Source organism: Pseudomonas graminis (genome assembly GCF_001705435.1).
Classification (GTDB): domain Bacteria; phylum Pseudomonadota; class Gammaproteobacteria; order Pseudomonadales; family Pseudomonadaceae; genus Aquipseudomonas; species Aquipseudomonas graminis_B.
In genome coordinates this window covers 570,742-588,358 of sequence record NZ_MDEN01000069.1, presented here as the reverse complement: position 1 = coordinate 588,358, position 17,617 = coordinate 570,742, and the positions used below count along the sequence as shown (strand labels likewise).

Sequence of the window (17,617 nt, the reverse complement as noted above, 5' to 3'; positions counted from 1 at the left end):
TCTCCTGTTATCAAGCTGTCGGCTGCCGTTTCGTCGACTTGAGCCGATTCAAGCGCGAGTTTCGACTATGTTTTTCGCAGCAAGTGCCCGTTCAGCCACGCCCCCCACTATATCCGGGGGTTTTTACAATGTGGCTTTGGCCTGGGCGCCTTGTTCCGTTAACATAGTCGGCTTTTTCAAGGCGGGAGTCAGGCAGCATGTCGCAGCAGTATCAACCGGGGCAACGCTGGATTAGCGACAGCGAAGCCGAGCTGGGTTTGGGCACCGTTCTGGCACAGGACGGCCGCTTGTTGACCGTGCTCTATCCGGCCACTGGCGACACGCGCCAGTATGCTTTGCGCAATGCGCCGCTGACGCGGGTGCGCTTCTCGCCGGGTGACACCATCACCCACTTCGAAAACTGGAAGATGACCGTCCGCGAAGTCGACGACGTCGACGGCCTGCTGGTCTACCACGGCCTCAACGCGCAAAACCAGCCGGTGACCCTGCCGGAAACCCAGCTGTCGAACTTCATCCAGTTCCGCCTGGCCACCGACCGCCTGTTTGCCGGGCAGATCGACCCACTCCCGTGGTTCTCCCTGCGCTATCACACCCTCGAACACACCAGCCGCCAGCTGCAATCCTCGCTGTGGGGCCTGGGCGGCGTGCGTGCGCAACCGATCGCGCACCAGTTGCACATCGCTCGTGAAGTCGCCGACCGTATCGCGCCGCGGGTTTTGCTGGCGGACGAAGTGGGGCTGGGTAAAACCATCGAAGCCGGTCTGGTCATCCACCGCCAGTTGCTGTCGGGCCGCGCTAACCGGGTGCTGATCCTGGTGCCGGAAAACCTGCAGCACCAGTGGCTGGTCGAAATGCGCCGCCGCTTCAACCTGCAGGTCGCGCTGTTCGATGCCGAACGCTTCATCGAAAGCGATGCCAGCAATCCGTTCGAAGACACCCAGCTGGCGCTGGTGTCACTGGAATGGCTGGTTGAAGACGAGAAGGCCCAGGACGCTTTGTTTGCGGCGGGCTGGGACCTGCTGGTGGTCGATGAGGCTCATCACCTGGTCTGGCACGAAGAAAAGGCCAGCCGCGAATACTCATTGGTCGAGCAGCTGGCCGAAGTGATTCCCGGGGTTCTGCTGCTGACGGCAACCCCTGAGCAGCTGGGTCAGGACAGCCACTTTGCCCGTCTGCGCCTGCTGGACCCAAACCGTTTTCATGACCTGCACGCCTTCCGCGCCGAGAGCGAAAACTATCGCCCGGTGGCCGAGGCCGTTCAGGAGCTGCTGGACAAAGGCACGCTGTCGCCCAAGGCCAACGAGACCATCCGTGGTTTCCTCGGCGCCGAAGCCGAGGCACTGCTGACCGCTGTTGCCGCCGGCGATGCCGAAGCCAGTGCCCGTCTGATCCGTGAACTGCTTGACCGTCACGGCACAGGCCGCGTGCTGTTCCGCAACACCCGCGCCGCCGTGCAAGGGTTCCCGGAGCGCAAACTGCACCCGTACCCCCTGCCCTGCCCGGCCGAATACCTCGAGCTGCCGATTGGCGAACACGCCGACCTGTACCCGGAAGTCAGCTTCCAGGCCCAAGGCGAGATCAGCGAAGAAGAACGCTGGTGGCGCTTCGATCCGCGGGTTGAATGGCTGATCGACACGCTCAAAATGCTCAAGCGCGTGAAGGTGCTGGTCATCTGCGCCCACGCCGAAACCGCGATGGACCTGGAAGACGCGCTGCGCGTGCGCTCCGGCATCCCGGCGACAGTCTTCCACGAAGGCATGAACATCCTGGAGCGTGACCGCGCGGCGGCCTACTTCGCCGACGAAGAGTTCGGCGCCCAAGTGCTGATCTGTTCGGAAATCGGCAGTGAAGGCCGCAACTTCCAGTTCTCCCATCATCTGGTGCTGTTCGATCTGCCCGCGCACCCGGATCTGCTGGAGCAGCGTATCGGTCGTCTGGACCGGATCGGCCAGAAGCACATCATCGAGCTGCACGTGCCGTATCTGGAAACCAGCCCGCAAGAGCGGCTGTTCCAGTGGTATCACGAAGCCCTCAACGCGTTCCTCAACACCTGCCCGACCGGCAATGCGCTGCAGCATACGTTCGGCCCGCGCCTGCTGCCGCAGCTCGATGGCGGTGACGAGGATGACTGGCAGGCCCTGGTGAACGAAGCCCGTACTGAGCGCGAGCGTCTGGAGAGTGAACTGCACACCGGCCGCGACCGCCTGCTGGAGCTCAATTCCGGCGGCGCGGGCGAAGGCGAAGCGCTGGTGGAAGCCATCCTTGAGCAGGACGATCAGTTCACCCTGCCGATCTACATGGAAACCCTGTTCGACGCGTTCGGCATCGACAGCGAGGACCATTCGGAGAACGCGTTGATTCTGCGGCCGAGCGAGAAGATGCTCGACGCCAGCTTCCCGCTGGGCGACGACGAAGGTGTGACCATCACCTACGACCGTAATCAGGCGCTGGCTCGCGAAGACATGCAGTTCATTACCTGGGAACACCCGATGGTGCAGGGCGGCATGGATCTGGTGCTGTCCGGCTCGATGGGCAACACCGCGGTGGCATTGATCAAGAACAAGGCGCTGAAACCCGGCACCGTGCTGCTGGAGTTGCTCTACGTCAGTGAAGTGGTCGCGCCGCGTTCGCTGCAGTTGGGCCGCTACCTGCCGCCGGCTGCACTGCGTTGCCTGCTGGATGGCAACGGCAACGACCTGTCGGGCCGTGTGTCTTTCACCACCCTGAACGGTCAGCTGGAAAGCGTGCCCCGGGCCAGCGCCAACAAGTTCATCCAGGCCCAGCGTGACGTGCTGAACCCGCAGATCAACGCCGCCGAAAGCAAGATCGCGCCCAAGCACGCTGAACGTGTGGCGGAAGCACAGCGACGTCTGGCGGCAGACACCGAAGAAGAACTGGCGCGTCTGACGGCCCTGCAAGCGGTCAACCCGACGGTCCGCGACAGCGAACTGGCGGCATTGCGTGAACAACGTGAGCAAGGCCTGGCCATGCTGGAAAAAGCAGCGCTGCGCCTCGAAGCCATTCGGGTGCTTGTCGCCGGCTAAACCAACAAGACTAGGGCCGTAAAAGGGGACTGATTTATTTACAGCGCTTCACCGTAAATAAATCTGTCCCCTTTTCGCTTCAAGCCACCGACGGTTTCACCCCCCGCCCCACCGGCTCATCCGCCACCATCCCCTCGCGCATCCGCTGCGCATCGGCGCTGAAACACGTCGACGCCTTCACCAGAAACACCAACACGAAAAACAGCGCCACCGGTATCAGGTACATCGCATCGTGCAACCCCACCGCCTTGAACGGTTCGGTCATCTGTTCGACCTGCGCGGCGTACATGGCCGAGTGGGCGAAGTGGTCCGACAGCAGCCCTACCACCACCGGCCCCAACCCGCCGCCCAGCAGATACAGACCGGCAAAAAACAGCGCCATGGCCGTGGCGCGGAGCCGGGGCTGCACCACGTCCTGAATGGCGGTGTAAACGCAGGTGTAGAAGTTATAAGAGAACAGCCAGCCGAGGCTGAACACCCCGACGAACACGCCGATCTCGATGCGCCCGGCGTGCAGCGCATAACCGGTACACAGCGTCGCGACCACCATGCTCAGGGCGGCAAACATCAGACGGCCGCTGCTCCAGCGCTGGTGCAGCTTGTCCGCCACCCAGCCGCCGACCGTCAGGCCAACGAGCCCGGTCACGCCGACGATCATGCCGGTCGCCATTGCCGCTTCCTGCAAAGGCAGCAAAAAGTAGCGCTGCAACATAGGCACCATGAACGAGTTGCACGCGTAGGTGGCAAAGTTGAACGCCAGACCGGCGAGCACCAGCCAGCGAAACGTAGGAATCGAGAGCACCCGGCGGATGGGTCGGTCGATTTTATCCTGGGAAATGGCCACGCTTTCAGCGGCGCCCCGGGCCGGTTCGCGAATGAAGAACATGAACACCGCCAGCACCAGCCCCGGCACCGCGGCGATGAAGAACGGCGCGCGCCAACTGCCGAACGCCTGGACCATCGCGCCGATGGTGAAGAATGCCAGCAGCAGCCCGAGTGGCAGGCCGAGCATGAAAATGCCCATGGCACGGGCCCGGCGGTGGGCCGGGAACAGGTCGCCGACCAACGAGTTGGCCGCAGGTGCATAGCTGGCCTCGCCGATGCCCACCCCCATGCGCACCAGCAGAAACCCCCAGAAGCTGCCGACCAGACCGTTCACCGCCGTCAGCCCACTCCACACCGCCAGGCCCCAACCCATCAACTTGCGCCGCGAGCCGTTGTCAGCCATGCGGCCCAACGGCAGGCCGGCCACGGCGTAAACCAGCGTGAAGGCGGTGCCGATGATGCCGAGTTGAAAGTCGCTCAGCGACCATTCCTTGCGGATGGGCTCGATGATGATCGCGGGAATCGTGCGGTCGAAGAAATTAAACAGGTTGGCCAGAAACAGCAGAAACAGAACGCGCCAAGCGTTCCTTGCCTGAGTTGAGTGGTCCATGGGGCGATCTCTTTCTTGTTAGCGGAGGCTGTCCCGGCTGACGTTTCCGGTGTGCCTGAAATCTAGTCACCCCTTGGCACTCTGTCTGTGAACATTCGCCCCGCTGATACCGGCCCATGTAAGACCCGCCCCGATCACGCAGCAATCCCGACTCTGCAGGACGCGAGGCGCCCGATTATGTGAGCAGTCAGGTAAGCGATTTCGCTACCGGGGACACACGGGGAGTTACCGCCCTACCCACTTCGCCATCATTGGACGCACCCTTTTTGAGCACAGAAGCGCGTCACGCCCTTTCGTGGATCAGCACCCAGGGTGCAACGACCACGGCCCACAGCGTCGGATCGCGCTCCAAAAGATCCAGAGCCTTTGATTCAGAGACCTTGCCGACTTCTCCACTCGCAACCCATGCCGCCACTTGCGCCTCGCTGTTCTCGGCAAATGCCTGTGCCACGGCGATCAAATCCAGCGTCGGCTCGACCCACAACAGGGCACCCTTCGCAAAGAACGGTTGCAATTCTTTCCAGGTAATCGAAGCGGTTTCGCCAAGCAGTTTGGCATAGAGGGTGCTAGGTTCTTGCGTCATGGGTTTTCACCGTATTGGAAATCGGCGCAATCATAGCGCCGCCTTTCGTACCGACAAACCCGGATTCAAGTGATTGATTGCAGAGAAGTTCACGCAGGCCAACCGGTTCGTCGTCCGACAAGGCGGAACCACCAGCCTGATTGTGTATCTTTCTGTCGATTAAGCGACATCCGCAGGTTTTGTCCCTCGCAGCCAGCTATTCAAGCGCTCGACCGGCGCTCTAAACTGTTCCGGTACAGTTGCTGGGGGTGCGGCCTGGAGATTCAATCCGGTCCTGCCGCTTCGGCCGTCAGGATTATAAAAACTACAACGCAAGAGTGGAGCATCATGACTAAGGGTATTAATCAGATTTCCAAGCTGTTTGCCGCACTGGTTCTGGCGGGGGTTGCCAGTCACTCGTTCGCAGCTGACACCATCAAGATCGGCATCGCCGGCCCGAAAACCGGTGCTGTGGCCCAATACGGCGACATGCAGTTCAGCGGCGCCAAGATGGCCATCGACCAGATCAACGCCAAAGGCGGCGTCGACGGCAAGAAGCTTGAAGCGGTTGATTACGATGATGCCTGTGACCCGAAACAAGCGGTCGCCATCGCCAACAAAGTGGTCAACGACGGCGTCAAGTTCGTGGTCGGTCACCTCTGCTCCAGCTCCACTCAGCCAGCTTCGGACATCTACGAAGACGAAGGCATCATCATGGTGACCCCGGCGGCCACCAGCCCGGAAATCACCGCCCGCGGTTACAAAATGATCTTCCGCACCATCGGCCTGGACAGCGCCCAGGGCCCGGCCGCTGGCGAGTACATTTCCAAGCAGGTCAAGCCGAAGATCGTTGCGGTCATCCACGACAAACAGCAGTACGGTGAAGGCATCGCCACCGCCGTCAAGCAGACCCTGGAAAAAGACGGCGTGAAAGTCGCGCTGTTCGAAGGCATCAATGCCGGCGACAAGGACTTCTCCTCGCTGATCGCCAAGATGAAGCAAGCCAACGTTGACTTCGTCTACTACGGCGGCTACCACCCTGAACTGGGTCTGATCCTGCGTCAGGCACAAGAAAAAGGCCTGAAAGCCGGCTTCATGGGTCCGGAAGGCGTGGGCAATGCGTCCATCTCGCAGATCGCTCAGGACGCGTCCGAAGGTCTGCTGGTCACCCTGCCGAAATCCTTCGATCAGGACCCGGCCAACAATGAGCTGGTCGCCGCGTTCAAGGCGAAGAAAGAAGACCCGAGCGGTCCGTTCGTGTTCCCGGCCTACGCCGCTGTCGAGGTGATTGCCGACGCGATCAAGACCGCCAAGTCCGAAGACACCGCCAAAGTGGCAGCGGCCATCCACGCCGGTACGTTCAAGACCCCTACCGGCGATCTGTCGTTCGACGCCAAGGGTGACCTGAAAGACTTCAAATTCGTCGTTTACACCTGGCACAAAGATGGCACCAAGACTGAAGCCCCTGTGAAATAACGCAGCCTTCATGCTTACCCGAAGCCCACTGCAACCGCAGTGGGCTTTGTTTTAGCTGGGCAGCGAATTTCATAAGAATTCCGATCCCTGAACATCTTGAAACCGCACCAGTGAACCACTGGGCTCGTGCCGGACGCGGACGTAGATCACGACGCGCGAGCGGGAAAAAGACACCACCAGTGAAACACCAGGCAGGTTTTTAGGAGCACTCAGCAATGCCGATAGATCTCTATCACTTTCTTCAACAGCTGGTTAATGGGTTGACCATTGGCAGCACTTACGCCTTGATTGCCATTGGCTACACCATGGTTTACGGCATCATCGGCATGATCAACTTCGCCCACGGCGAGGTGTACATGATCGGGTCGTATGTGGCGTTTATCGCCCTGGCCGGTTTGACCATGCTTGGCCTGGACAGCCTGCCCCTGCTGATTACCGCAGCCTTCGTCGCCAGTATTGTGGTGACCAGCGCCTACGGTTACGCCATCGAGCGAGTGGCCTATCGCCCGCTGCGCGGCAGCAACCGCCTCATCCCCTTGATTTCCGCCATCGGCATGTCGATTTTCCTGCAGAACACCGTGCTGTTGTCGCAGGACTCGAAAGACAAATCGATCCCCAACCTCATTCCCGGCAACTTCGTTTTCGGCCCCGGCAGCACCCATGAAGTGGTGATCTCGTACATGCAGATCCTCATCTTCATCGTCACGCTGGTGGCCATGCTTGGTCTGACCTGGTTCATCTCCCGCTCTCGCCTGGGTCGCGCCTGCCGTGCCTGCGCCGAAGACATCAAGATGGCCAACCTGCTGGGGATCAACACCAACAACATCATCGCCCTGACCTTTGTCATCGGCGCGGCTTTGGCGGCGGTCGCTGCGGTCCTGCTGAGCATGCAGTACGGCGTGATCAACCCCAACGCCGGTTTCCTCGTCGGCATCAAAGCCTTCACCGCCGCGGTACTGGGCGGCATCGGCAGTATCCCGGGCGCGATGCTCGGCGGTCTGGTGCTGGGCATCGCCGAAGCCTTTGGCGCCGACATCTTCGGCGACCAGTACAAGGATGTGGTGGCGTTCGGTCTTCTCGTATTGGTGTTGTTGTTCCGGCCAACCGGCCTGCTCGGCCGTCCGGAGGTTGAAAAAGTATGACCAGGAATCTCAAATCGGCCCTCTTCAGCGCAGTGCTGGTGCTGGCCGTCGCTTACCCGATCCTCGGGCTCAAACTGGATATCGTCGGGATCAACCTTGCGGTGGTCGGCGCCAGCACCACCACCGTGCTGGTGATTTTCGCCGCCGCGTTTCTGATGTTCCTGCGCGTGCTGTTCAACGAACAGATCAGCGCCATGTGGCGTTCGCGTCCGCAGAAACAGCTGATGTCCGACAAGACCAGCAACTTTCTGACCCTGCCTTCGACCCAGCGCTGGTTCCTCGGCGCGCTGGTAATCGCGGCACTGGTGTGGCCGTTCTTCGGTTCGCGCGGCGCAGTGGACATCGCGACCCTGATCCTGATCTACGTGATGCTCGGCCTGGGCCTGAACATCGTCGTCGGTCTGGCGGGTCTGCTTGACCTCGGCTACGTCGGCTTTTACGCCGTGGGCGCGTACACCTACGCCCTGCTGCAGCACTATTTCGGCTTCGGCTTCTGGATCTGTCTGCCACTGGCGGGGCTGGCGTCGGCGACTTTCGGCTTCCTGCTGGGCTTCCCGGTCCTGCGGCTGCGAGGTGACTATCTGGCCATCGTGACGCTGGGTTTTGGTGAAATCATTCGCCTGTTCCTGCGTAACCTGACCGACATCACCGGCGGCCCGAACGGCATCAGCAACATCGAAAAGCCAACGCTGTTCGGCCTGTCGTTCGAGCGCAAGGCAGCAGAAGGCATGCAGACGTTCCACGAATACTTCGGCCTGCAATACAACTCCATCAACAAGGTGATCTTCCTCTACCTGATCGCCCTGCTGCTGGCGCTATTGGCGCTGTTCGTGATCAACCGGTTGCTCCGCATGCCCATCGGCCGCGCCTGGGAAGCCTTGCGTGAAGACGAAATCGCCTGCCGCGCGCTGGGTCTGAATCCGACCATCATCAAGCTGTCGGCCTTCACCCTCGGCGCTGCATTCGCCGGTTTCGCCGGCAGTTTCTTCGCCGCGCGTCAGGGTCTGATCACGCCGGAGTCGTTCACCTTTCTGGAGTCGGCGATCATCCTCGCCATCGTGGTCCTGGGCGGCATGGGCTCGCAGCTGGGGGTGATTCTCGCCGCCGTCGTGATGATTCTGTTGCCTGAACTGCTTCGCGAATTCAGCGAATACCGGATGCTCGGCTTCGGCGCCTTGATGGTGCTGATGATGATCTGGCGTCCCCAGGGCTTCCTGCCGATGCAGCGTCCCGTCATGAAACTCAAGGGGGAGCGCTGATGAGCCGTCCACTTCTGCAAGCGTCCGGCTTGTGCATGCGCTTCGGCGGTCTCCTGGCCGTCAACGGCGTCGGTCTGACCGTCCACGAGAAACAGGTGGTGTCGATGATCGGCCCGAACGGCGCCGGCAAGACCACTGTGTTCAACTGCCTGACAGGCTTCTACAAACCCTCCTCCGGGACGATTCTGCTGGACGGCGAGCCGATCCAGGGCCTGGCTGGCCATGAAATCGCCCGTAAAGGCGTGGTGCGAACGTTCCAGAATGTGCGCCTTTTCAAGGAAATGACGGCGGTGGAAAACCTGCTGGTGGCCCAGCACCGCCACCTCAACACGAATTTCCTCTCCGGCCTGTTCAAGACCCCGGCGTATCGCAAAAGCGAGCGCGAGGCGATGGAGTACGCCGAGCACTGGCTGGAAGCGGTCGATCTGAAGGAATTCGCCAACCGTCCTGCCGGCACGCTGGCCTACGGTCAGCAGCGCCGTCTGGAAATCGCCCGCTGCATGATGACGCGCCCGCGCATTCTGATGCTCGACGAGCCGGCAGCCGGTCTGAACCCGAAAGAAACCGAAGACCTGAAAGCGCTGATTGGCGTGCTGCGCAACGAGCACAACGCCACGGTGTTGTTGATCGAGCACGACATGAAGCTGGTCATGAGTATTTCCGACCATATCGTGGTGATCAATCAGGGCACGCCGCTGGCCGATGGCACACCCGAGCAGATCCGTGACAATCCTGAAGTGATCAAAGCCTATCTGGGGGAAGCGTAAATGCTGCAGTTCGATAACGTTTCCACGTTCTACGGCAAGATCCAGGCTTTGCACGGTGTCAGCATCGATGTGCAGCAGGGCGAGATTGTCACGCTGATCGGCGCCAATGGCGCGGGCAAGTCGACGCTGTTGATGACGCTGTGCGGTTCGCCGCGCGCACACAGTGGCAGCATCCGTTATATGGGTGAGGAGCTGGTGGGTCTGGAGTCGTCGGTGATCATGCGCAAGAGTATTGCGGTGGTGCCGGAGGGCCGTCGGGTGTTTGCGCGTCTGACGGTGGAGGAGAATCTGTCGATGGGCGGGTTCTTTACGGACAAGGCCGATTATCAGGTGCAGATGGATAAGGTGCTTGAGTTGTTTCCGCGCTTGAAGGAGCGGTTCAATCAGCGCGGCGGGACGATGTCCGGCGGCGAGCAGCAGATGCTGGCGATCGGGCGTGCGTTGATGAGTAAGCCGAAGTTGTTGTTGCTGGATGAGCCTTCGCTGGGTCTGGCGCCGATTATTATTCAGCAGATTTTCGAGATTGTTGAGCAGTTGCGGCGGGATGGGGTGACGGTGTTTCTGGTGGAGCAGAATGCGAATCAGGCGTTGAAGATCGCTGATCGTGCGTATGTTCTGGAGAATGGCCGGGTGGTGATGCAGGGGTCGGGGGCGGAGTTGTTGGTCGATCCGAAAGTGCGGGATGCTTATCTCGGCGGGTGATGGGTCCGGATCTAAATCAAGATCAAGGGCGTCTGCCTAAGGGCAGACGTTTCGCCTTCGGCGAGTTACTTGGAAAAAGCCCCCCAAGTAACCAAGGGGGCTTGCTCTCGGTTGGGCCCGACTTCGTCGGGTTCCTTCACTCCGGTCCCGCTCCGAGGGCCCGCGCCGAACGGACATCCCTGTCCTGACGGCGCTCTCGCCGCATCCATGCGGCTCGGCCCACTGCGCGAAACCTGCGTTCAGCCTGCACCAAAGTCGCGTTTTGTGGTGTCTGGTCAATCGCGTCCGAAGATCAAGATCAAAAGCTTCCCGGCTAAAGCCGGTCCTACAGGGGTACGCGGTGCCTTTGTAGGACCGGCTTTAGCCGGGAAGAGGCCTGTGGTTGCGCCATCAATTTTGAATGTTAAAACCTGCCTGATCGCCCCCCGCTCGACCTGTTGATGATCGTTAATGCATCCCTTGACGCTCTGCGTTAGCTCTGTTGTCGCCCAAACAGCGATGCCAGTTTTCGCGCCGTCAGAGCGCTTCCAGCACCGCAGTGCTGCGCTCGAACCATTCGGTCAGGTAGTCAGCCATGACCTTCACCCTTCTCGGCAGTCGTCCCTCAAAGGGATGGACCAGGTACAGCGATGAAACCGGCGTCTGGTAATCGCGCAGCAGCCAGTGCAGCCGCCCGGCTTTCAGTTCCTCATGCACCATATAGGACGGCAGGCGGGCGATGCCGGCGCCGACGAGGGCGGCTTTTTTCAGGAGGCCGTAGTGGTTGCTGGCGAAGGTGCCGCGGACGTTGACGCGGGTCAGTTCGTGTTTCTGGTGGTAAGCCCACGACTCACGGCCGCTGTGGTGGCTGTTGAGCAGGCATCGGTGCACGCGCAGTTCTTCCGGCGTTTGCGGGGTGCCATGTTTGGCGAGGTAGTTCGGGCTGGCGCAGGTCAGTTCCTGTAGCGACAGCAACGGCTTGGCCACCAGGCGTTCGTCAATGCCCACGCTGGAGCGTATGCCCAGATCAAAGCCATCACGGCGCATGTCGCGGAAGTGGTTGTTGAGGTCTAGCTCAACCTGCACATCGGGGTAGGTGTGGGCGAATTCGCTGAGCAGGCCTTCGAAAAAGGTTTCCCCCAATGACACCGGCACGGTCAGGCGCACGGTGCCGATCAGGCTTTCGCTCAGGTAGGCCATGGCGTCGCGGACGCGGTCGCGCTGGGCCAGCAGCGCGCGGGCCTCGGGCAGGAGAATGGCGCCCGCCGAGGTCAGGGTCAGGCTGCGGGTGGTACGATGAAGCAGCGTCACGCCGAAGTTTTTTTCCAGTTTGCTGATGCGCTTGGACAGTTGGCTGGTACTGGTGTCCAGCCATTGCGCGGCCAGGGTGAAGCTGTTGGCCTCCACCAGCATCGCGAACGCGGCCAGGTCGTCCATTTCGCTCATGATTGTTTCCTTTCTGACAAACCGGGATTGCCGTTTAGCCCCTGTATCCGTGGGAAATGGCGACTCACACTGAGCGCCTGATCCATACCAGGGGAAACCGCATCATGAAAATTCTATTGATTGGCGCCAGCGGCACCATCGGCTCGGCGATCGAGAAAGAGTTGGCGCCACGCCACGAGGTCGTTCGCATCGGCAGAACCGGCGCAGACGAGCACGTCGATATTAGTGACAGCGACTCGATCCGCAAACTATTCGAACGGACGGGCCCTTTCGACGCATTGATTTGCGCGGCCGGCAATGTCACCTTCGCGCCGCTCGACGAAATGACGGGCGATTCCTTCGCCCTGGGCCTGCGCGACAAGCTGATGGGTCAGGTCAATCTGTTGCTGATCGGCCGGGAATTCGCCAACGACGGCGCGTCCTTCACCTTCACCACCGGCATCACCAGCATCGATCCGATTCGCACCGGGGCGTCTGCCAGCCTGGTCAACGGTGCCATCGACGCCTTCGTGCGCGCCGCCGCCATCGAGATGCCGCGCGGCATGCGCGTCAACTCGGTCAGCCCCAACGTGCTGGTCGAAGCCATGGACAGCTACGCGCCATACTTCCGCGGCTTCAAGCCTGTTCCGGCAGCGGATGTCGCATTGGCGTATGCAAAAAGTGTCGAAGGGCTACAAACCGGACAGACGTATCGCGTCGGTTAATCACCCCTTGTGATGAGCGAGCAGGCTGAGTAACGTGGCGGCACTTGTCTGGAGACCGTCCCATGTCCGCTGCTCGTTCCGCCCTGATGTTTGCCTTGTTGCCCCTGTTTGCCGGCTGCCAGTTGATGCCCCTGTCGTCGAATGACAGCAAGGTGTCGACGGCCGGCATGATCCGCATGCAGGGCACCCTCAGCGGTGACGGCGGCAAACTGTTCTTCGCTCCGTGCAATGAACAGCGCCGCTATGCAGTGACCGACAAGGGCAACACCGGCGTCCTGCAGGAAGCCGCTTCGGTGGTGGACAAGAACGGCAAAGCGTTCGCCGATGTTCGCGGCAACTTCGTCGCGAGCAAGGCCCAGGGCAGTGACGGTCAGGCTGACATTTATCAGCTCTACCGCGTCGAGCGCCCGAGCGGTGCCTGCGAGGACCCCAACTTCAAGCGCCTGACCATTCATGCCAGCGGCAACGGTCCGAAATGGAACCTGAACGCCAGCGGCAAGGGTCTGGTGCTTGAGCGCGAAGGCAAAGAGCCGTTCGCTGTGCCCTACATGGAAGAGCAGATGCCCGAGGGCCGCTTCAACCTGATCACCGACGCCAACAATCAACACGTCGAGCTCTACGTCGCGCCGCTGCGCTGTGTGGACCCGTCAAACGGCTCGGTCCAGCACCTGACCGCCGAACTGCGGGTCAATGGCCAGGTTCAGCGCGGCTGCGCGTATTTCGGGGCGATGCGTAACGATTGATGGAGTGGCAGATGTCGTCGCTCGGGCCACCGCTCCCTGCCTAATGTGGCTTATAATCGCGCGCTCTTGTAGTGCTGCCGGGCCGATCCTGCGGCCCGAAACCGGATCTTTCAATGTTACGAATCACCGAATTCAAACTGCCGCTGGACCATGCGGACGACGAACTGCGCCCCGCACTTCTGCAGCGCCTGGCCATCGGCAGCGACGAGCTTCTGGATTTCACCCTGTTCAAGCGCAGCTACGATGCGCGCAAGAAATCCACTGAGCTGCAGTTCATTTACACCGTCGACTTTCAGGTGCGCGACGAAGCCGCCCTGCTTCAGCGCCTGAGTCACGACAAACACATCGGCCCGGCCCCGGACGTGAGTTACAAGATGGTCGGCCACGCCCCTGCCGAGCTGAACCAGCGTCCGCTGGTTGTCGGCTTCGGCCCGTGCGGGATATTCGCCGGCCTGTTGCTGGCGCAGATGGGCTTCAAGCCGATCATTCTGGAGCGCGGCACGGAAGTTCGTCAGCGCACCAAGGACACGTGGGGCCTATGGCGCAAGAACGTGCTTAACCCGGAGTCCAACGTGCAGTTCGGCGAGGGCGGCGCGGGAACGTTTTCTGACGGCAAGCTCTATAGCCAGATCAAAGACCCTAAATTCATTGGCCGCAAGGTCTTGCACGAGTTCGTCAAAGCCGGCGCGCCGGAAGAAATTCTCTACGTCAGCAAGCCGCACATCGGCACCTTCCGGTTGACCGGCGTCGTCGAGAACATGCGTCATCAGATCGAAGCGCTGGGCGGCGAAGTGCGTTTCCAGCAGCGCGTCACCGATGTGCTGATCGAAGACGGCCAGATGCAGGGCGTTGTGCTCGACAGCGGCGAGCGCATCGACTCCCGGCACGTGATTCTGGCGCTGGGCCACAGCGCCCGGGACACCTTCCGCATGCTCCACGGCCGCGGCGTGTTCATGGAGGCCAAGCCGTTTTCGGTCGGCTTCCGCATCGAGCACCCTCAGGGTTTGATCGACCGCGCGCGACTGGGCAAGTACGCCGGTCACCCGAAGCTTGGCGCTGCCGATTACAAGCTGGTGCACCACGCCAAGAACGGCCGTTCGGTGTACAGCTTCTGCATGTGCCCCGGGGGCACCGTAGTGGCAGCAACCTCGGAGCCCAACCGTGTCGTCACCAACGGCATGAGCCAGTACTCGCGCAACGAGCGCAACGCCAACTCCGGCATTGTCGTGGGCATCACGCCCGAGCAGGATTATCCGGGCAGCCCGCTGGCCGGCATCGAGCTGCAGGAGCGTCTGGAGTCCCACGCCTACCTCATGGGCGGCGAAACCTACGAAGCCCCGGCGCAGCTGGTGGGTGATTTCATCGCGGGGAAAGCGTCAACGGCGCTGGGCACCGTTGAACCTTCCTACAAGCCGGGCGTAAAGCTGACCGACCTTGCCGACGCGCTACCCGCCTTCGCCATCGAAGCCATTCGTGAGGCGCTGCCCGCGTTCGAGAAGCAGATCAGAGGATTCTCGCAGCACGACGCGATCCTCACCGGCATCGAAACGCGCACCTCCTCGCCCCTGCGCATCACCCGTGGCGAAGACCTGCAAAGCCTGAACGTCAAGGGTCTGTTCCCGGCGGGCGAAGGCGCAGGCTATGCCGGCGGCATCCTGTCGGCCGGTGTCGACGGGATCCGCATCGCCGAAGCACTGGCCCGCGACATATTGGGCATTGCTGGTTAAGCCCAGCACTCCCCTCCCCGCCAGCGCGTACTGAAATGCAAAACGCCCCGAATGATCGGGGCGTTTTCATGAGCGGGCACTAGACTCGGCTTCGAGCCATGCAGCGCTTCAGGACGTGCATCGGCGTTTAGTGGCTGACGCGACTGGTACCGTTGACGGTCATGATGCGAACACGTTCACCCACACGGAAGATCTCGTTTTCCTGAACTTCCTGCACATAAGCGCGCATGGTGCCGTCGTCTTCACGCACGGTGATCTCGACGCCTTGAGCACGGGTCAGGCCGCCTTCCGCCGCGGAGCCCAGCAGACCACCGGCGACCGCACCGATCACGGCCGTCACGATGCTGCCGCGACCGCCACCGATGGCACTGCCGCCCACGCCACCGACGATGGCACCGGCACCCGCGCCGATCGGGGTTTTGGTGCCTTCAATCTTCACCGGACGCAGCGATTCGATGGTACCCAGGCGTACGGTCTGCACTTGACGAGCTTCGTCGCGCGAGTACGAGTCGCCGGTGAGGCTTGAAGTACAGCCGCCCAGCGTCAGCGCCATGGCGGTGAACGAAGCAACCAACAAAACAGACTTGCGCATAACAGTTATCTCCATAGGAACAGGTAGCCATTAGACTCTGCGACGCCAATCGATGTCACGGCCCTGTACCGATAATTTACGTTTATTCAGGCGTTATACAGCAACACCCCGACGTCTACCTCAGTGGACGACAGCGCCGGAAATTGATTCAAAGAAAAGTGTGACAGAGACGCTGAAGCCGGCTGTTCAAAGACCGGCAATCAGGGCGCGAGGCGCTCGCGCTGCCACTCATCTTCAACTAAACGATAGTTCAGGCGGTCATGCAGGCGGCTTGGACGCCCCTGCCAGAATTCGATGCGATCGGGCACCAGACGATAGCCGCCCCAGTGATCGGGACAGTCAGGCTGTGCGTCCATGAAACGCGCCTCGGTGGCTTTGAGCAAGCCCTCGAGCGCTTCACGGTCGGCAATCACCCGGCTTTGCGGCGATGCCCAGGCACCGAGGCGGCTGCCGAGGGGGCGTACCTGAAAATAGGCGTCGGATTCTTCGTGGCTGACCTTGGCCACGCGGCCTTCAATGCGCACCTGACGTTCCAGCGTGGGCCAGAAAAACGTCATGGCGGCAAAAGGACGTGCATTCAACTGCTGGCCTTTGGCGCTCTCGTAGTTCGAAAAGAACGTGAATCCCTGAGCGTCCAGACCTTTGAGCAGCAGGACCCGACAGTGCGGGCGGCCGTCGGCGTCGACGGTCGCCAGCGTCATGGCGTTGGCCTCGACCGGCGCCTGCTCGGTTTCGACCGCTTCGTTGAACCAGCGATGAAACAGTGCGAAGGGTTCTTCCGGAGACTGGGCTTCGGTCAACCCTTCGCGGGCGTAGTTACGACGCATATCGGCCAGACGCTGGCTCATCACTGCCTTCCTTAATCGAGATCCGTGAACAGAACCCCGATCTTAACCTCAGTTGCCGGCTTGAGCATCCGGCGCAGGTTTTTTGGCCGCAGCTTTCGCAGGCGCTGCCTTGGCTTTCGCCGGTGCAGCTTTCTTCACCGGTGCTTTTTTGGCCGCAGGCGCTTTGGCTGCGGAAGCCTTGGTCGCCGCAGCTTTCTTCACCGGTGCGGCCGATTTGGCAGGCGCCGCAGCCTTGGTCGGTGCAGCAACGGGTGCAGGGGCCGGCGCGTTGGCAGTTTGCACGGCCAGCAGGGTCGGTGCTGGCGGCAAGTTGTACTTGGCCATCTGGGCAACCATGGTGTCTTGCGGGGTGAGGATGATTTCCACACGACGGTTGAGTGCGCGACCCGGCACGCTATCGCTGGCTGCCCGGGGCATATCGGCGCCCATGCCACGCAGGCTCAGACGGTTACGCTGCAGGCCGCTGAGGCGGAAAATCGCCGCGACCGACTGTGCGCGCTGCTGGCTGATCTTGAGATCGGAATCGCTGGCGACATCGCTGTGGCCCAGCACCAGAACGGCGGCGCGCGGGTCGACTTCAACGATCTTGGCCATGCGGCTGATCGGGCCGAGATTGGTCGGCAGGAGCATTTCCGGGCGCTTCGGATTGAAGGTGCTGTCGACCGGCGCGGTCACCACGAGGATGTCGTCACGGCGCTCCAGCTGGAACTGGCTGTCCTTGATCGCTTCGCGGACTTTCGGCTCGTTCAGATCCAGCCAGGCCTGGGTCACTTTCGGGTCGACTTTGGGAACAGCAGGTGCGGCGTCTTTTTTGGCGTCGGTTGCACCGAACGGCCACCACCACTTGTTGGCGTCGCCGGCCTGGGCAACGGCCGGGGCTGCAGCCGGTTGAGTGGCGGCGATTTCCGGTTTCTTCTCGGTTTCGCCATGGTCAGAGCCGAACGGCCAGTACCAGCGCGTACCGGTTTCGGTCTGAGCTTTGGCCACTTGTGCAGCCGCCGGGCTTGGCGCCGGGGTTGCAGGAGCGGCATCGGCGCCCTTGCCTGAACCGAACGACCACCAGTGGTCATTGCTGGCCGACTGATCCTGAGGGGTTTGCGCACAGCCGGTGACGGCGAGGCAGATGGCGAATGCGAGGCTTTTGTTAGCTGACATGGGTGACCCACATGAATAATTGATCAGAAAATGAAC

At 61.3% G+C, this 17,617-nt stretch carries 15 protein-coding genes; 9 read left to right on the top strand and 6 right to left on the bottom strand.

From position 1 onward, the window contains the following. Positions 1-197: 197 nt before the first annotated feature. Positions 198-3,044 carry an RNA polymerase-associated protein RapA gene (gene rapA / locus BBI10_RS24805; protein ID WP_065992644.1) on the top strand — a complete coding sequence of 949 codons (2,847 nt, stop codon included), beginning with the start codon at positions 198-200 and terminating at the stop codon, positions 3,042-3,044. A gap of 79 nt (positions 3,045-3,123) precedes the next feature. On the opposite strand, the gene BBI10_RS24800 is transcribed toward rapA, so the two are convergent. After that, positions 3,124-4,479, bottom strand: a complete 1,356-nt coding sequence (locus BBI10_RS24800) for a spinster family MFS transporter (RefSeq protein ID WP_065992643.1) — start codon at positions 4,477-4,479, stop codon at positions 3,124-3,126. A 283-nt stretch (positions 4,480-4,762) separates the two neighbouring features. Next, positions 4,763-5,062 (bottom strand): DUF2288 domain-containing protein, encoded by a 300-nt coding sequence (locus tag BBI10_RS24795; RefSeq protein WP_065992641.1) that lies wholly within the window; start codon positions 5,060-5,062, stop codon positions 4,763-4,765. Positions 5,063-5,389: 327 nt separating this feature from the next. On the opposite strand from BBI10_RS24795, the gene BBI10_RS24790 reads away from it, so the two are divergent. The 5 genes from BBI10_RS24790 to BBI10_RS24770 all read left to right on the top strand — a co-directional run bounded on the left by BBI10_RS24790 (position 5,390) and on the right by BBI10_RS24770 (position 10,387). Then, positions 5,390-6,517, top strand: a complete 1,128-nt coding sequence (locus tag BBI10_RS24790) for a branched-chain amino acid ABC transporter substrate-binding protein (protein ID WP_065992639.1) — start codon at positions 5,390-5,392, stop codon at positions 6,515-6,517. A gap of 215 nt (positions 6,518-6,732) precedes the next feature. Next, positions 6,733-7,659 (top strand): high-affinity branched-chain amino acid ABC transporter permease LivH, encoded by a 927-nt coding sequence (gene livH, locus BBI10_RS24785; RefSeq protein ID WP_065992637.1) that lies wholly within the window; start codon positions 6,733-6,735, stop codon positions 7,657-7,659. Then, entirely contained in the window at positions 7,656-8,918 is a 1,263-nt protein-coding gene (locus BBI10_RS24780) for a high-affinity branched-chain amino acid ABC transporter permease LivM (protein WP_065992632.1), read from the top strand. Before livH ends, BBI10_RS24780 begins: the two co-directional genes overlap by 4 nt. After that, positions 8,918-9,685 (top strand): high-affinity branched-chain amino acid ABC transporter ATP-binding protein LivG, encoded by a 768-nt coding sequence (livG, locus tag BBI10_RS24775; RefSeq protein ID WP_065992627.1) that lies wholly within the window; start codon positions 8,918-8,920, stop codon positions 9,683-9,685. The genes BBI10_RS24780 and livG overlap by 1 nt, the downstream gene beginning before the upstream one ends. Next, entirely contained in the window at positions 9,686-10,387 is a 702-nt protein-coding gene (locus BBI10_RS24770) for an ABC transporter ATP-binding protein (RefSeq protein WP_065992624.1), read from the top strand. 516 nt (positions 10,388-10,903) lie between these two features. On the opposite strand, the gene BBI10_RS24765 is transcribed toward BBI10_RS24770, so the two are convergent. Continuing rightward, positions 10,904-11,812: a LysR family transcriptional regulator gene (locus tag BBI10_RS24765; protein WP_065992619.1), complete on the bottom strand. Its 909-nt coding sequence runs from the start codon at positions 11,810-11,812 to the stop codon at positions 10,904-10,906. 104 nt (positions 11,813-11,916) lie between these two features. Between BBI10_RS24765 and BBI10_RS24760 the strand changes: the two genes are divergently transcribed. From BBI10_RS24760 to BBI10_RS24750, 3 genes are all read left to right on the top strand, one after another. Continuing rightward, positions 11,917-12,516, top strand: coding sequence for a short chain dehydrogenase (locus BBI10_RS24760; RefSeq protein WP_065992617.1), 600 nt, complete (start codon positions 11,917-11,919; stop codon positions 12,514-12,516). Positions 12,517-12,578: 62 nt separating this feature from the next. After that, complete coding sequence (locus tag BBI10_RS24755; protein WP_065992615.1) at positions 12,579-13,259, top strand: hypothetical protein; 681 nt, start codon at positions 12,579-12,581, stop codon at positions 13,257-13,259. A gap of 113 nt (positions 13,260-13,372) precedes the next feature. Next, entirely contained in the window at positions 13,373-14,986 is a 1,614-nt protein-coding gene (locus BBI10_RS24750; RefSeq protein ID WP_065992613.1) for an NAD(P)/FAD-dependent oxidoreductase, read from the top strand. A gap of 127 nt (positions 14,987-15,113) precedes the next feature. On the opposite strand, the gene BBI10_RS24745 is transcribed toward BBI10_RS24750, so the two are convergent. The 3 genes from BBI10_RS24745 to BBI10_RS24735 all read right to left on the bottom strand — a co-directional run bounded on the left by BBI10_RS24745 (position 15,114) and on the right by BBI10_RS24735 (position 17,581). After that, the gene (locus BBI10_RS24745) at positions 15,114-15,578 is read right to left on the bottom strand and encodes a glycine zipper 2TM domain-containing protein (protein WP_037012225.1); all 465 of its coding nucleotides are present in this window, start codon (positions 15,576-15,578) and stop codon (positions 15,114-15,116) included. A 200-nt stretch (positions 15,579-15,778) separates the two neighbouring features. Next, positions 15,779-16,426, bottom strand: coding sequence for a pyridoxamine 5'-phosphate oxidase (gene pdxH, locus BBI10_RS24740; RefSeq protein WP_065992611.1), 648 nt, complete (start codon positions 16,424-16,426; stop codon positions 15,779-15,781). A gap of 48 nt (positions 16,427-16,474) precedes the next feature. Continuing rightward, entirely contained in the window at positions 16,475-17,581 is a 1,107-nt protein-coding gene (locus tag BBI10_RS24735; RefSeq protein ID WP_065992609.1) for an OmpA family protein, read from the bottom strand. Positions 17,582-17,617: the final 36 nt, after the last annotated feature.

Coding starts and splice junctions, on each gene's coding strand:
- rapA (WP_065992644.1), top strand. CDS start 198: ATGTCGCAGCAGTATCAACCGGGGCAACGCTGGATTAGCGACAGCGAA.
- BBI10_RS24800 (WP_065992643.1), bottom strand. CDS start 4,479: ATGGACCACTCAACTCAGGCAAGGAACGCTTGGCGCGTTCTGTTTCTG.
- BBI10_RS24795 (WP_065992641.1), bottom strand. CDS start 5,062: ATGACGCAAGAACCTAGCACCCTCTATGCCAAACTGCTTGGCGAAACC.
- BBI10_RS24790 (WP_065992639.1), top strand. CDS start 5,390: ATGACTAAGGGTATTAATCAGATTTCCAAGCTGTTTGCCGCACTGGTT.
- livH (WP_065992637.1), top strand. CDS start 6,733: ATGCCGATAGATCTCTATCACTTTCTTCAACAGCTGGTTAATGGGTTG.
- BBI10_RS24780 (WP_065992632.1), top strand. CDS start 7,656: ATGACCAGGAATCTCAAATCGGCCCTCTTCAGCGCAGTGCTGGTGCTG.
- livG (WP_065992627.1), top strand. CDS start 8,918: ATGAGCCGTCCACTTCTGCAAGCGTCCGGCTTGTGCATGCGCTTCGGC.
- BBI10_RS24770 (WP_065992624.1), top strand. CDS start 9,686: ATGCTGCAGTTCGATAACGTTTCCACGTTCTACGGCAAGATCCAGGCT.
- BBI10_RS24765 (WP_065992619.1), bottom strand. CDS start 11,812: ATGAGCGAAATGGACGACCTGGCCGCGTTCGCGATGCTGGTGGAGGCC.
- BBI10_RS24760 (WP_065992617.1), top strand. CDS start 11,917: ATGAAAATTCTATTGATTGGCGCCAGCGGCACCATCGGCTCGGCGATC.
- BBI10_RS24755 (WP_065992615.1), top strand. CDS start 12,579: ATGTCCGCTGCTCGTTCCGCCCTGATGTTTGCCTTGTTGCCCCTGTTT.
- BBI10_RS24750 (WP_065992613.1), top strand. CDS start 13,373: ATGTTACGAATCACCGAATTCAAACTGCCGCTGGACCATGCGGACGAC.
- BBI10_RS24745 (WP_037012225.1), bottom strand. CDS start 15,578: ATGCGCAAGTCTGTTTTGTTGGTTGCTTCGTTCACCGCCATGGCGCTG.
- pdxH (WP_065992611.1), bottom strand. CDS start 16,426: ATGAGCCAGCGTCTGGCCGATATGCGTCGTAACTACGCCCGCGAAGGG.
- BBI10_RS24735 (WP_065992609.1), bottom strand. CDS start 17,581: ATGTCAGCTAACAAAAGCCTCGCATTCGCCATCTGCCTCGCCGTCACC.